Below are 12,719 nucleotides of genomic sequence, written 5' to 3'. Positions count from 1 at the left end.
CCAATTGCCGTGTTTCGCAATAACTGTACGCAACGCAGAATGAAGGGCGACTCTTAACTTCTAAGAACGTCTGTATGCGATTGATATTGTTCCTGTTCCTGGCTTTCGCCCCGGCTGCGCACGCGCAAGGGGAGGTGGCCTTTTTCGGGCTGCATCTGGAGGACAGTTCGGACCAGACGACACAATCTTCTTCGCTGATGGCCGAGGGGCCGGACAATGCCGATCTGGCGCGGGTGGAGATGCTTGAAGGGATGCTGGCGGAGCGATTCGAGGCCGAGGGCTACACGCTTTTGGACCTTGCGCCGGTGGCGGAGGAACTGGAGCGCGTGAGCAACCCGGCAAGCTGTTACGGGTGTGACATCCGCATGGCCGAGACGCTGGGCGCGGAGTTCATCCTGGTGGGCGAGGTCAACATGGTGTCGCCCGTACTGGTGTCCATCGCGGTCCAGTTGAAGGATGCCGCCAGCGGCGAGATCGTGAAGGGCGGCAGCGTCAGCGTGCGCGGCAGCTCCGACGAGATCTGGGCGCGGGGGATGCGACAAATCTTGAAAAACCGAATCTTCAGGGAGGAAGATACATGAGAAGACGAGTGTTCATGGCAAGCCTGACGGCGTTGATGCTGCCGGGCATTGCGCTGGCACACGGGCCGACACGGCAGAAGGTGACGCTGGCCACCGAAGTGGCGGCCGACCCGGCAGAGGTCTGGGAGGCGATCGGGAATTTCCAGGACATGTCCTGGCACCCGGCGGTGCATTCGACCCAAGGCGAGGGCGGCAACGAGATCGACGCCACGCGGGTTCTGACGCTGGGCGAGGACGGTGGGCCGACCATCGACGAGGTGCTCTACAAATACGATGCCGAGAAGATGTCGTATTCCTATCGGATCACCGAGGTGGCGGTCGAGACGCTGCCGGTGACGAATTACTCGTCTCACCTGACGGTGAAGCCGCGTGACGGGGGCGGATCTATCGTGGAATGGCGCGGGGCGTTCTATCGCGGCTATCCGAACAACGATCCGCCGCCCGAACTGAACGACGAGGCGGCGATTGCGGCCGTGAGCGGCGTCTACCAGGCAGGGCTCGACGCGCTGACCGAGCGGTTCGGTGCGCCGGGTTCTTGAACTGATGGCGGTTTGCCTGGCCACGCCGGTGGCCGGGCAGACGGCCTTTGTCACCTGTCAGCCTGCCGATGCGTTGAGCGTGATCGATGTGGCCCAAGGGGCCGAGATCGAACGCTGGGACGTGGCGGGCAAGCCTGCCGGGGTCGCCGTTGGCGGCGATGCGGTCTATTCCGTCTCCCCGGATACCAAGACCGTGCGGCGTTTCACGCTCACCGGCAGGCTTTTGACCAAAACGGTGCTGGATGGCGGGCCGACCGGCGTGGCGCTGGATGCCGCGCGCGGGCGGCTGTACGTGTCGGACTGGTACAATGCGCGGCTTTGGGTGTTGGATGCCGAGACGCTGGAGGTTCTGGCCGAGCTGAAGACCGGGGCGGAGCCGGCTGGGATCGCTCTGTCGGAAGATGGCCGGTTCCTGGCCAGTGCCGAGAAGGATGCCGACCGGGTGTCGGTTTTCGATGCCGAGACCCTGGAGGTCTTGCACCGGGTGGATGTGGGCGTGCGGCCCTATGGGCTCGGCTTCGCGCCGGATGGGCGGCTATTCGTGGGCAACGTGGGCAGCAATGACGTAAGCGTAGTGGATGCGTCCGTGGGCACGGTGCTGGCCACGGTGCCGGTGGGCGAGCGGCCCTATGGCGTGGCCTTCGCAGGCGGTCGGGCCTTCGTGACCAACCAGTATGCGAACTCCTTGAGCGTGATCGACCTTGAGACGCTTGAGGCGGTGGAGGAGGTCAGCGTCGGCGAGTATCCCGAAGGGATTGACGCCACGGCGGACGGGACCCGCGTGGTCTTTGCCAACTGGTTCGAGAACACGGTGACCGTGATGGACGCACGAACGCTGGACGTGATATATGACGTGGAGACATGCGACGGCCCGCGGGCCTTTGGCATGTTCCTGTCGGGAGGAGGCACGGAATGATCGCAACATCCATGCGCGCGCTGGGGGCGCTGTGTCTGATGGCGATGCCGGCCCTGGCGGGCACCTGGGAGGACCTGAGCGCCGAGATGTATGGCGAGCGGGTGCTCTTGGATGGCGCCGAGGTGATCGCCATCGACGCGCCGTACCGGACGGGCAACGATGCGCGCACGCAGTTGGCGGCGCATGTGGTGGCGCCGGAGGGGGCCGAGATTGCCAGCGTGACGTTGGTGATCGACGAGAACCCGATGCCGGTCTCGGCGGTCTTTGACCTGGATACCCCGTTGCCGGCATTCTTTTTCGACGTGACCATGCGGATCAACGGGCCGACGCCGATGCATGTGGTGGCGGAGACGACCGACGGGCGGCTGTTCGCCTCTGAGGCCTTCGTCAAGACATCGGGACAGGGGGCCTGTGCGGCCCCGCCGGGGACCGACCCTAAGCTGGCGCTGGAAACGCTGGGGCGGATGGAAATCGAACTGGCCGGGCGTTTGACCGGACTGGGGCAGAGTGCGGTGGACAAGCTGGCCAATCGGCTGAACCGGATGGACGTGGACATTTCGCACCCGTCGCATTCGGGGATGCAGATGGACCAGATTTCGCTGCTGTTCATCCCGATGCGCTATGTCGAGACGGTCGAGATCGACCTGGATGGCGCCGGATATGTCGAGATGACTGGCTCGATTTCGCTGTCGGAGAACCCGCAGGTGGCGCTGTCGGTGCCGAGCCGGGCGCAGGCGGTCGACGTTAAGATGACAGATACCGATGGCACCGTCGCCCACGCGCACAAGAAACTGACCGGATACTGAAAAGGGCTGACCCCGGACGCGGAAAGCGCCCGGGGTCGGCTCTGGATTATTCGCAGGCCGAGGCGAAGCGTGCGGTTTTGTTCTCGACGCTTTCGACGGTCAGCGTGCAGCCGTTGTCGAGCTCGACCTCGGAGCCGGACTCGGCGGATTGCAGGTTGAACCCGTTGACTGCGAAGCGCACGGTGTCATCGGCGATGGAACTGACGAAGATGCGGATGTCGCCACCGTTCAGCATCGCGGTGGAGCCGACGCCGAAGGTTTCAGTATCTTCGCCCGACTCAGAGCCGCCGCCGTTATTGCCGGAGCCGCCTTGGCTGAGCTGCGCCTCGAGCGCGGCAACGCGTTCTTCGAGCGCTGCGATCTTGTCGGCGCTGGATTGCGAGCCGTCGGAGCCTTCGCTGCCGCTCTCGGCGGAGGCGGCCTGCTCTTCGGAGCCTTCGGAGTCGCTCGCGGCGGAGGCGGTCTGCTCTTCTGAGCCCTCGCTATCGCTCTCGGCGGAGGCGGTCTGCTCTTCGGAGCCCTCGCTGTCGCTCTCGGCGGATGCGGCTTGCTCTTCGGAACCTTCGGTGCCGCTTTCGGCGGATACGGTTTGCTCTTCTGAGTCCTCGCTATCGCTTTCGGCGGATGCGGTCTGCTCTTCGGAGCCTTCGGTGCCGCTTTCGGCGGATGCGGCTTGCTCTTCTGAGCCCTCGCTGTCGCTCTCGGCGGCGGCCTGCTCTTCGGAACCTTCGGTGCCGCTTTCGGCGGATGCGGCCTGCTCTTCGGAGCCTTCGGTGCCGCTCTCGGCGGAGGCGGTTTGCTCTTCGGAGCCTTCGGTGCCGCTCTCGGCGGCGGCGGTCTGCTCTTCGGAGCCTTCGGTGCCGCTCTCGGCGGATGCGGCTTGCTCTTCTGAGCCTTCGGTGTCGCTCGCGGCGGATGTGGTCTGCTCTTCAGAGCCTTCGGTGTCGCTGTCGGCGGCGGCGGCCTGCTCTTCGGAGCCTTCGGTGCCTCTCTCGGCGGAGGCGGTCTGCTCTTCTGAGCCTTCGGTGCCGCTTTCGGCGGATGCGGCCTGCTCTTCTGAGCCTTCGGTGTCGCTCTCAGCGGAGGCGGTCTGCTCTTCTGAGCCTTCGCTGCCGCTCTCAGCGGATGCGGTTTGCTCTTCGGAGCCTTCGGTGCCGCTCTCGGCGGCGGTCTGCTCTTCGGAGCCTTCGGTGCCGCTCTCGGCGGATGCGGTCTGCTCTTCGGAGCCTTCGGTGCCGCTCTCGGCGGATGCGGCCTGCTCTTCGGAGCCTTCGGTGTCGCTCTCGTTGAATGCGATCTGCTCTTCGGAGTCTTCGCTGTCGCTCTCGGCGGCGGCGGCTTGCTCTTCGGAGCCTTCACTTTCGCCTTCAGCGGCGGCAGTTTCCTGCCCGGCACCTTGGCTTTCGCTCTCGGCGGCAGCGTCTTCCTCGGAAGCTTCGCTGTCGCCCTCGGCCGCGGCCGTCTCTTGCTCGGAGCTTTCGGCGTTGGCTTGGGCGGTCTGATCGCCCAGCGGTTCGGGTCTCGGGCGCAGGGCTGCCACCGCAAGGAGTACGGCCACGGCCGCGATCAGGACCCCGTAAATCAACTTGTCATTCAATGTTCCACTCCCAGGTCTTTGCGTTTTCGTTGCGTGAGTCGCTTTCAAAACATATGGGTCGACCCGGCCAAACGGCAAATTAACTGCGCTTCAGCGCCTGTCAGGGGGTAGGGAACGGCACTGTTTCCTCTAGCGGAAAGTCCTGAAACGCCCACCCGTCCGTACCATCGGGAAACCAGTAGACCGGCGAATGGTTCCATTCGATCGCGCGTTTCGCGGCGTTCCAGCTCATCCAGCATTCGGCCAGGCAAAAGAAGACGACCGGGCGATCGGGATCGCCGCCAGTGGCGTGATCGAGCCCGGCGCGGAAATAATCGGCGGTGACGTCGGCCAGGGCGCCATAGCCCACGTTGGGCAGCCAGACCGCGCCGGGTATGCTGGCCCGGGGCTTGTCGCGCCAGATGGTGCCTTCGGGCAGGTTTTCGGGTTTCGGAGGGCGGGGGAGGACGTCGATGAAGGCGGCTTCGCCAGACTGCCAGAGGGCGTGGGCGTCTTCCGTGTCGATGACGGTGCCGCCCTTGAGCGTCGCTGGCACCGGGGCGCGGTAGTGGTCCATGCGGTAGTCGGAGGGCTCGGTCACGTCCCCGGCGGGGACTGCGGTGGCAGCCCCGGCCGCGAGGGCAAGGGCCACCAGCAGGCGGTTCACTGGCCGGTTTCCAGCATCTCGTTGCCCATGTCGCTGACCAGCGGCACGCCGGCTTCGACCAGGAGTGCGTTGATCTCGTCCTGATGGCGGCGGATCAGAGAGTTGAGCTCGCGCTGCCAGACCTTTTCACCTTGGCGCACACCCATGGTGATGCGGAAGAAGAGGCGTGGGGGCAGTTCCTCGTTTATGAGGGGGATGACCTTCATGCCGGGATAGTCGGCCTTGACCAGGGGGCCGCCGAGCGGGCCCCAGAGGATGGCGGCGTCGATGTCGCCGGCCTTGAGGTCGTCGAGCATGTTGGTCGCCGGGTTCTCGTGCCGGCGGTCGACGACGAGGTTGTAGGGCTTGGCCTTGCCGATCAGGCCGTGCCGCGCGAGATGCGCCGAAGGCGGCGTGCCGGCGATGATGCCGATGCGGGTGCCTTGCAGGGCGTCGTCGGTGAGCGACTCGACCGAGGCGAGGGTGCTGTCCTGCGGCACGATCAGCGTATAGACCGAGCTGAAATAGTGGTTGGTGTTCAGCACCAGCTCGTGCCCCTGGGCGTAGCCCATCACCACGTCGCAGCGCTTGATCTTGAGCGTGTTGCGGATGAAGCCAGTCGCCTGGGGGTACCAGGTGTATTGTACCGGCAATTCCAGCTTGGACGCGATGAGTTCCGCCAGCTTGTTCTCGTAGCCCGTGCCCTCTTTGTTGGACATGGGGTAGTTGGCCGGGTCGGCGCAGACGCGGAACGCGTTCTGCGAGACGAGATCCGAGGTTTGCGCTGTTGCCGGACCCGAAATCAGCATCGCCGAAAGGCAAAGCGCCGCCGATCCGGTGATGCGGGCGGCGGCGCGATTTGCGAGGGATTTAGCCCATGCAGGCATCTTCATCCTCTTGAATCGCGTCGGATTTGGCCTCTTTCGAGCCGGGGCGTCCGCGCGGGATCGCGTCCATGCCGCGGGCCTTGAGATAGACGTAGATATCGTCGAGATAGCACATCACGTTCGGGTTGTCGCCGAAGTGGGGCATGACGGAGTTGCCATTGCCACGGCCGTTCACGACGACATCGTAGAAGTCGTAATAGCCCATGTGGACGGCGGAATTCTTGACTTTGGGGGCGTAGGACGAGCCTTCGCCATCGGGGCCGTGGCACACGTGGCACTCGGCGTGATAGCGGCGGAAGCCCGAGAAGGTCAGCCAGTCGACGGTTCCGTCTTCGGCCACGTTGTAGGTCGGTACGTCTTCCTCGTTGAAGTAGCGTCCGTTTTCCTCGTAGGCGACGGCCTCGTCGTGGTTCGCAGGATCGACCGGCTGATCGCTCCAGTTCTGGGCCGAGGCTGTGATCGGCAGTGCGACCAGGGCCGAGGCGAGTGTCAAGCGGATACCGGTGCTCATGATGCGGTCATACCTTTCCTGTTTCCTGTACTGATAATCAATCGTTTCTTCTGGGCACGGGGCCGGCCCTCCGCGTTGGAGGACCGGCCCCGGCTGTTGCACAAGGCTTAGTCCGGCAGGGTGAACACGGTCAGCTGGCCACCCAGTGCGGTGTAGTCGCTGAGGGCAGCGTAGCCACCCACGGCACCCAGACCGTCATTGGGGTTGGTCAGACCGGCCGCGAGACCGATACCGGCCCAGCCACCGACACCCGACAGCACGGCGATATGTTGCTTGCCGTCGCGCTCGTAGGTCATCACGTTGCCGATGATGCCCGAGGGGGTGCGGAACTTGTAGAGCTCTTCACCCGTCTCGGTGTCGACGGCCTTCAGATAGCCTTCGAGCGTACCGTAGAACGTGATGCCGCCCGCGGTGGTCAGAGAACCGGACCAGACCGAGAACTGCTCGGGGTTGGACCACTTGATCTCGCCGTTGATGTTATCCCAGGCGATGAAGTTGCCCATGCCGCCATGGCTGTCCGGGGCAGGGTACATCGACAGGGTCGCGCCCACATAGGGCTGACCTGCGGTGTAGCTGACGCGGAACGGTTCGTAGTCCATGCAGACGTGGTTGGTGGGAACGAGGAACAATTCCAGTTCCGGGTCATAGGACGCCGGTTGCTGGTCCTTGGTGCCAAGCGCCGCCGGGCAGATGCCGGTGGAGTTGACGTCTTCGCCGTTCTGCTCGGTGGAGTACTGTGCCACCACTTCCGGACGACCGTAGGTGTCGGACTCGGGGTCCATGTCGACGCCGGAGGTCCAGTTCACGACCGGGTCGTACTTTTCGGCCACCAGAAGTTCACCCGATACACGGTCCATCGTGTAGGCCAGACCGTTGCGGTCGAAGTGGGTCAGAAGCTTGCGCTCCTCGCCGTCAATTTCCTGCTCCGTCAGGATCATTTCGTTGACGCCGTCGTAATCCCACTCGTCATGCGGGGTCATCTGGTAGAACCACTTGGCCTCGCCGGTGTCGATGTCGCGGGCCATGATGGTCATGGACCAGCGGTTGTCGCCCGGACGTTGCGAGGGGTTCCATGTCGACGGGTTGCCGGTGCCGTAGTACATCAGGTTCTCGTCGAGATCCGCCGAGTACCAGCCCCAGGTGGTGCCGCCGCCGATTTGCCACTGGTCGCCTTCCCAGGTGTTGGTGCCGGAGTTTTCGCCGACAGGCTCACCCAGGTGAGTGGTGTTCTCGGGGTCCACGAGGATGTCCTCGTCCGGGCCCATTGAATAGGCGCGCCAGGCCTGGCTGCCGTCCGAGATGTTGTAGGCGGTCACGTGACCACGCACGCCGAACTCGCCGCCCGAGATGCCGACGATGACCTTGTCCTTGACCGGAAGAACGGTCGCGGTGTTGGTTTCGCCGATGGACGGATCGCCGTTCACGACTTCCCATTCGACCGAGCCGTCTTCGGCATTGAGTGCGACGACCTTGGTGTCCGCCTGGTGCAGGAAGATCTTGCCGTCGGCATAGGCCACACCGCGGTTCACGGTGTCACAGCACATCACCGGAATGACGTCCGGGTCCTGCTTGGGCTCGTACTTCCACTTGATCTTGCCTTCGTCGGCCAGATCGAGCGCATAGACGATGTTCGGGAAGGGCGTGTGGACATACATCGTGTCGCCCACGACGAGCGGCGAGCCTTCGTGACCGCGCAGAACGCCGGTCGAGAAGGTCCATGCGACCTGCAGGTCACCGACGTTTTCCTTGTTGATCGAGTCCAGCTTGGAATAGCGCTGGTTCTTGTAGTCGCCCGTCTGGATCGCCCATTGGGTCGGGTCGTCCATCTGCTGGACAAGGTCGTCATTGGCGACGGCCATGCCCGCGCAGAGCGCGAGTCCCGAGGTTAAGAGCATAAGCTTCTTCATTGTAGTCCTCCCATTTAAGCAGCGGTCTTCCGCCGCATTGGAATGGTCGATTTATCGACCGTTAAAGCGGGGGTCCCAAGCTCTCTCCTTCAAGGAGCCCCCGCGTTCTGAGGTGCCGCGTTATTCGCCTGTGGAGGCGAGGTACGCGATCACGTTCATTCTTTCCTCTTCCTTGCGCAGACCGGCGAAGGCCATCTTGGTGCCCTTGGCGTAGTCGCGCGGTTTTTCAAGGAAGGCTGCCAGTTCTTCGGGCGTCCAGGTCTTGCCCTCGGCGCCCATCTCGGCGAGCACGTCGGAATAGTCGAAATCCTCATTCGCCGCGATGGGCGCGCCGACGATGTCGTTCAGAACGGGGCCGACCTTGTTCTTGGCGTCTTCGCCGACGGCGTGGCAGGCCATGCATTTGCGGAACACCTTCTCGCCGGCTTCGGCGTCGCCTTCGACGTCTTGCGCAAAGCCAAGCGCAGGGGTTGCGGTCAGGATGGCGGCGGCGAGGATGGTACGAATGGTCAAGTTGATGTCTCCCTAGTCAACAGTGTCAGTACACACATCATTGCAGAAGGCGTTCGGCATGCCACAAGACGTGGTCGGCGGCGAAAGTCTGCACGAAAAAGTACGAGTGGTCATAGCCCGGCTGGATGCGGATCTGGCCGGGCTGGCGGCGTTTGGCCATGGTGTCGGCCAGCGCCTCGGGTTTGAGCAGGTCGAGGAATTGATCGCTCGATCCCTGGTCGATCAGAACGTCTCCTTTCCAGCCGTGTTCCTCCAATAGTAGGGTGGAATCATGCTGCGCCCAGGTGCTTTCGTCGTCGCCCAGATAGGCGCTGAGCTGCTTGCGGCCCCAATCCGAGCGGGTCGGGTTGGCGATGGGGGCGAAGGCGGAAAGTGACTCGAACTTGTCGGGGTTGCGCATGGCGATGGTCATGGCACCGTGCCCGCCCATGGAATGACCGGTGATGCCGTGACGGTCCTGCACCGGCTGGGTCTCCGCGATGATCGAATAGAGCTCGTTCACGATGTAGTCGTACATGCGGTAATGCTGCCGCCACGGGTCGCAGGTGGCGTTCACGTAGAAGCCGGCCCCCTGGCCGAGGTCATACGCCTCGTCATCCGCCACGTTCTCGCCACGGGGCGAGGTGTCGGGGAACACCAGCGCGATGCCTTCGCGCGCCGCGTGCTCCTGGAACCCGCCCTTGGTCATGGCGTTCTCGTGGTTGCAGGTCAGGCCCGAAAGGTACCAAAGCACCGGAACCGGGCCATCCTTGGCCTGCGGAGGCTGGTAGACAGCGTAGGTCATCTCGCACGCACAGGTGTTGGAACTGTGCTTGTAGACGATCTGTTCGCCGCCGAAGCTCCTGTTTTGTGAGACGACCTCGTGGGACAAATCAGAACTCCACCACGGCGCGGATCGATTTGCCTTCGTGCATCAGTTCGAACCCGTGGTTGATCTCTTCCAGCTTGAGCTTGTGAGTGATCATGGGGTCGATCTCGATCTTGCCGTCCATGTACCAGTCGACGAATTTCGGCACATCGGTCCGGCCCTTGGCGCCGCCGAAGGCGGTGCCTTTCCAGACCCGGCCGGTGACCAGCTGGAAGGGGCGGGTGGAAATCTCGGCGCCCGCGGGGGCCACGCCGATGATAACCGAGCAGCCCCAGCCGCGGTGCGAGCATTCCAGCGCGTCGCGCATCACCTTGACGTTGCCGGTGGCGTCGAAGGAATAGTCCACGCCGCCGATCTGGTCGTTGCCCTTCTTGGTCATGTTCACGATCTCCTGGACCGTGTTGTCGACCTTGGTGGGGTTCACGAAATGGGTCATGCCGAACTTGCGGGCCATCTCGGCCTTGTCGTCATTGAGATCGACACCGATGATCATGTCGCAGCCCGCCATGCGCAGGCCCTGGATCACGTTGAGGCCGATGCCGCCCAGGCCGAAGACCGCGGCGGTCGAGCCGATCTCGACGCCGGCGGTGTTGATCACCGCGCCGATGCCGGTGGTCACGCCGCAGCCGATATAGCAGATCTTGTCGAAGGGCGCGTCCTCGCGCACCTTGGCCAGCGCGATTTCCGGCATAACCGTGTGGTTGGCGAAGGTCGAGCAGCCCATGTAGTGGTGGATCGGGGTACCATCGAGCATCTTGAACCGCGTGGTGCCGTCTGGCATCAGGCCCTGGCCCTGGGTGTTGCGGATTGCCGTGCAGAGGTTGGTCTTGCCCGAGAGGCACGACGCGCATTCGCGGCATTCGGGCGTGTAGAGCGGGATCACGTGGTCGCCGGGCTTGAGCGTGGTGACGCCTTCGCCGACTTCCAGCACCACGCCGGCGCCTTCATGGCCCAGGATGGCCGGGAAGATGCCTTCGGGGTCGTCGCCCGAGCGGGTGAATTCGTCGGTGTGACACAGGCCTGTCGCCTTGATTTCCACCAGAACCTCGCCGGCCTTGGGGCCTTCGAGTTCGACTTCCATGATTTCCAGTGGTTTGCCGGCCTCGAGGGCCACGGCAGCTTTCGTGCGCATGATAGTGTATTTCCTCCCGTTCGCGCCGCAGACATGGCGCGTGATTCCAGAATGATGGTAGGGGGCGGCGGCGGCGCGACACAATTAGTACCTTGGTTGGTATTCCAATGTGGACACTTGCCAGGGATGGATGGGCGTGTTCCCATGGGACCAAGGGAGGACCATATGAGGACGCTGATTATTACGGCATTCGCCGGGTTTCTGAGTATCCCCGCCCCGCTGACGGCGGAGGATTTCTCGGATCCGACATGGCCTTGCGTGCAGCGCAAGGTCGAAACCTTGTCGCTGGGGCTGATGTGGCCAATCGCGCTGCCCGAGAACGAGGTCGAGGATGCCGCGCTGGCGGCGGATATCGGGGACCTGGCAGGCACGCTGGCGGTGCGGCGGCTGGAGATGGACGCGCTGCGGCAGGCGGCGGAGGATTTCGTCGGTCGCTGGCCCGAGGACAAGGAGGCCAACCTTGGCCGGGCCTTTGCGCAGACGTTCAAGACGCTCAACACGCGGCGGTCGCAGATCATCAACGGGATCGCGGATTTCTCGCTGGGGCAGATCGCGCTGGCCGAAAAGATCGACGAGATGCGGCTGGAGATGGACACGGCACTGGAAGCCGAGGAGCCGGATTACGACCGGATCGATGAATTGGAAGAGAGGCTGGACTGGGACCAGGTGATCTATTCCGACCGGCAGCAGTCGATCACCTACCTGTGCGAGACCCCGCAACTGATCGAGAAGCGTCTGTTTGCCATTGCGCAGATGTTGCAAGGCGTGGCGAAGGACTAGGCGTTATTCCCATTCCAGTTCGGTGAAGGCGACGGTGGCGTTGCGCGGGTTGTAGGCCTCGAAAAGCTTCCACTTGTCGGCCTCGCTGTCTGCGATGGTGGTGACGGCCTCGCCCAGGCGGGTGCCGTTGGAAATTGCGGCGCGGGTGTCGTCGCGCAGGGTTTCGAGATAACGGCGCTGATCCTTTGCGCCTTCGGGCCAGTCCAGCACCGGGCCGCCGTGGCCGGGGACGATGCGGGCGATATCCCACTCCTGCAGTTGATCCAGAACGTCGAGCCAGCCCAGCACGCTGCCGTCGAGCGCCGGGGTGTGGATGTGAAATACGAGGTCGCCGGTGAAGAGCGTGCCGGTCGTCTCGTCAAGCACGGTCAGATCGTTGCCGGTATGGGCGGTGGGCCAGGCGTGCAGGGTGAGGATGCGTCCGCCGAGGTCGATCTGCATGGGCGCGTCCGGCGGCACGGTGATGTTGACCTCGGGCATGGTCGAGCCGGCGAAGGCGGGGCCGATGAGGCGCGTGAGGCTTTCCGCGTAATTGGCCTGCCGGTCTGCCAGTGCGCGGGGCAGGGCGGCATGGGACACGACCTGTGCCCCGGTGGTGCTGAACGCATCCGTGCCCGACACGTGGTCGGGGTGCATGTGGGTCAGGATCACGTGGCTGACGGGCTTGTCGGTATTCTGACGGATGGCGCGCCAGAGCGCCTCGCCGATCCAGCGGGCCGAGCCGGTGTCGATCACCGCGACGCTGTCGGCGCCCACGATGAAGCCGAGATTGGCGACGTCGCCATGGTTTTGCGTATCGGGCTCCTCGATCTGTCCCAGATGGGCGTAAACTCCGGGGGCGACCTCGGTCGTTTCGAGCGCGCGGCCGACGGGCTCGCAGCGCGGCGACTCGTAGCTTTTCGCCAGAGCGGGCAGTTGCGCCTCGCATTGGGCCGGTGTGGAGGCCTCATAGCCCGCCAGCAGCATGTCGCGGCAGGCGGGTTCGGCCCCCTGGGCGGCAAGCGATAGACAGGCGGTGACGACAACTTCGAACATGGGCGGATCATGGCACACGCGA

At 64.0% G+C, this 12,719-nt stretch carries 14 protein-coding genes; 5 read left to right on the top strand and 9 right to left on the bottom strand.

Annotated elements, in window-relative coordinates; translation table 11 throughout:
- Positions 1 to 74: 74 nt before the first annotated feature.
- Genes RBB31_RS09980 through RBB31_RS09965 form a run of 4 tightly spaced genes read left to right on the top strand, consistent with a single transcriptional unit; the run spans position 75 to position 2,842 of the window.
- Positions 75 to 581 carry a DUF3280 domain-containing protein gene (locus RBB31_RS09980; RefSeq protein ID WP_306129134.1) on the top strand — a complete coding sequence of 169 codons (507 nt, stop codon included), beginning with the start codon at positions 75 to 77 and terminating at the stop codon, positions 579 to 581.
- On the top strand, positions 578 to 1,120 hold the full coding sequence (locus RBB31_RS09975; protein ID WP_306129133.1) for an SRPBCC family protein: 543 nt from the start codon (positions 578 to 580) through the stop codon (positions 1,118 to 1,120). Before RBB31_RS09980 ends, RBB31_RS09975 begins: the two co-directional genes overlap by 4 nt.
- Positions 1,104 to 2,036, top strand: a complete 933-nt coding sequence (locus RBB31_RS09970) for a beta-propeller fold lactonase family protein (RefSeq protein ID WP_371931316.1) — start codon at positions 1,104 to 1,106, stop codon at positions 2,034 to 2,036. Before RBB31_RS09975 ends, RBB31_RS09970 begins: the two co-directional genes overlap by 17 nt.
- A complete protein-coding gene (locus RBB31_RS09965; protein WP_306129132.1) occupies positions 2,033 to 2,842 on the top strand; it encodes a quinoprotein dehydrogenase-associated SoxYZ-like carrier in 810 nt (269 codons plus the stop codon). The genes RBB31_RS09970 and RBB31_RS09965 overlap by 4 nt, the downstream gene beginning before the upstream one ends.
- 46 nt (positions 2,843 to 2,888) lie before the next feature.
- Here the strand turns inward: RBB31_RS09965 and RBB31_RS09960 are convergent, their stop codons facing one another.
- The 8 genes from RBB31_RS09960 to RBB31_RS09925 all read right to left on the bottom strand — a co-directional run bounded on the left by RBB31_RS09960 (position 2,889) and on the right by RBB31_RS09925 (position 10,882).
- Positions 2,889 to 4,439, bottom strand: a complete 1,551-nt coding sequence (locus RBB31_RS09960) for a hypothetical protein (RefSeq protein ID WP_306129131.1) — start codon at positions 4,437 to 4,439, stop codon at positions 2,889 to 2,891.
- Between the two features lie 100 nt (positions 4,440 to 4,539).
- Entirely contained in the window at positions 4,540 to 5,085 is a 546-nt protein-coding gene (locus RBB31_RS09955; RefSeq protein ID WP_371931315.1) for a PQQ-dependent catabolism-associated CXXCW motif protein, read from the bottom strand.
- Entirely contained in the window at positions 5,082 to 5,951 is an 870-nt protein-coding gene (locus tag RBB31_RS09950; protein ID WP_371931314.1) for a substrate-binding domain-containing protein, read from the bottom strand. The genes RBB31_RS09955 and RBB31_RS09950 overlap by 4 nt, the downstream gene beginning before the upstream one ends.
- Positions 5,935 to 6,462, bottom strand: a complete 528-nt coding sequence (locus tag RBB31_RS09945) for a c-type cytochrome, methanol metabolism-related (protein ID WP_306129130.1) — start codon at positions 6,460 to 6,462, stop codon at positions 5,935 to 5,937. The genes RBB31_RS09950 and RBB31_RS09945 overlap by 17 nt, the downstream gene beginning before the upstream one ends.
- A 107-nt stretch (positions 6,463 to 6,569) precedes the next feature.
- Positions 6,570 to 8,369: a methanol/ethanol family PQQ-dependent dehydrogenase gene (locus RBB31_RS09940; RefSeq protein WP_306129129.1), complete on the bottom strand. Its 1,800-nt coding sequence runs from the start codon at positions 8,367 to 8,369 to the stop codon at positions 6,570 to 6,572.
- Between the two features lie 120 nt (positions 8,370 to 8,489).
- On the bottom strand, positions 8,490 to 8,882 hold the full coding sequence (locus RBB31_RS09935; protein ID WP_169189896.1) for a cytochrome c family protein: 393 nt from the start codon (positions 8,880 to 8,882) through the stop codon (positions 8,490 to 8,492).
- 37 nt (positions 8,883 to 8,919) lie between these two features.
- Entirely contained in the window at positions 8,920 to 9,753 is an 834-nt protein-coding gene (fghA, locus tag RBB31_RS09930) for an S-formylglutathione hydrolase (RefSeq protein WP_306129128.1), read from the bottom strand.
- Between the two features lies 1 nt (position 9,754).
- The gene (locus RBB31_RS09925) at positions 9,755 to 10,882 is read right to left on the bottom strand and encodes an S-(hydroxymethyl)glutathione dehydrogenase/class III alcohol dehydrogenase (protein ID WP_306129127.1); all 1,128 of its coding nucleotides are present in this window, start codon (positions 10,880 to 10,882) and stop codon (positions 9,755 to 9,757) included.
- A gap of 165 nt (positions 10,883 to 11,047) precedes the next feature.
- Between RBB31_RS09925 and RBB31_RS09920 the strand changes: the two genes are divergently transcribed.
- Positions 11,048 to 11,662 carry a hypothetical protein gene (locus tag RBB31_RS09920; RefSeq protein ID WP_306129126.1) on the top strand — a complete coding sequence of 205 codons (615 nt, stop codon included), beginning with the start codon at positions 11,048 to 11,050 and terminating at the stop codon, positions 11,660 to 11,662.
- A 3-nt stretch (positions 11,663 to 11,665) separates the two neighbouring features.
- Here RBB31_RS09920 and RBB31_RS09915 read toward each other — a convergent pair whose 3' ends face one another.
- Positions 11,666 to 12,697 carry a quinoprotein relay system zinc metallohydrolase 2 gene (locus RBB31_RS09915; protein WP_306129125.1) on the bottom strand — a complete coding sequence of 344 codons (1,032 nt, stop codon included), beginning with the start codon at positions 12,695 to 12,697 and terminating at the stop codon, positions 11,666 to 11,668.
- Between the last annotated feature and the right edge of the window lie 22 nt (positions 12,698 to 12,719).

This window comes from Roseovarius sp. MMSF_3350 (assembly GCF_030733425.1).
Taxonomy (GTDB): Bacteria; Pseudomonadota; Alphaproteobacteria; order Rhodobacterales; family Rhodobacteraceae; genus Roseovarius.
Note: the sequence above shows the minus strand (reverse complement) of the source record. Positions and strands in the feature narration are given on the sequence as shown.

Coding starts and splice junctions, on each gene's coding strand:
- RBB31_RS09980 (WP_306129134.1), top strand. CDS start 75: ATGCGATTGATATTGTTCCTGTTCCTGGCTTTCGCCCCGGCTGCGCAC.
- RBB31_RS09975 (WP_306129133.1), top strand. CDS start 578: ATGAGAAGACGAGTGTTCATGGCAAGCCTGACGGCGTTGATGCTGCCG.
- RBB31_RS09965 (WP_306129132.1), top strand. CDS start 2,033: ATGATCGCAACATCCATGCGCGCGCTGGGGGCGCTGTGTCTGATGGCG.
- RBB31_RS09950 (WP_371931314.1), bottom strand. CDS start 5,951: ATGCCTGCATGGGCTAAATCCCTCGCAAATCGCGCCGCCGCCCGCATC.
- RBB31_RS09945 (WP_306129130.1), bottom strand. CDS start 6,462: ATGAGCACCGGTATCCGCTTGACACTCGCCTCGGCCCTGGTCGCACTG.
- RBB31_RS09940 (WP_306129129.1), bottom strand. CDS start 8,369: ATGAAGAAGCTTATGCTCTTAACCTCGGGACTCGCGCTCTGCGCGGGC.
- RBB31_RS09925 (WP_306129127.1), bottom strand. CDS start 10,882: ATGCGCACGAAAGCTGCCGTGGCCCTCGAGGCCGGCAAACCACTGGAA.
- RBB31_RS09920 (WP_306129126.1), top strand. CDS start 11,048: ATGAGGACGCTGATTATTACGGCATTCGCCGGGTTTCTGAGTATCCCC.
- RBB31_RS09915 (WP_306129125.1), bottom strand. CDS start 12,697: ATGTTCGAAGTTGTCGTCACCGCCTGTCTATCGCTTGCCGCCCAGGGG.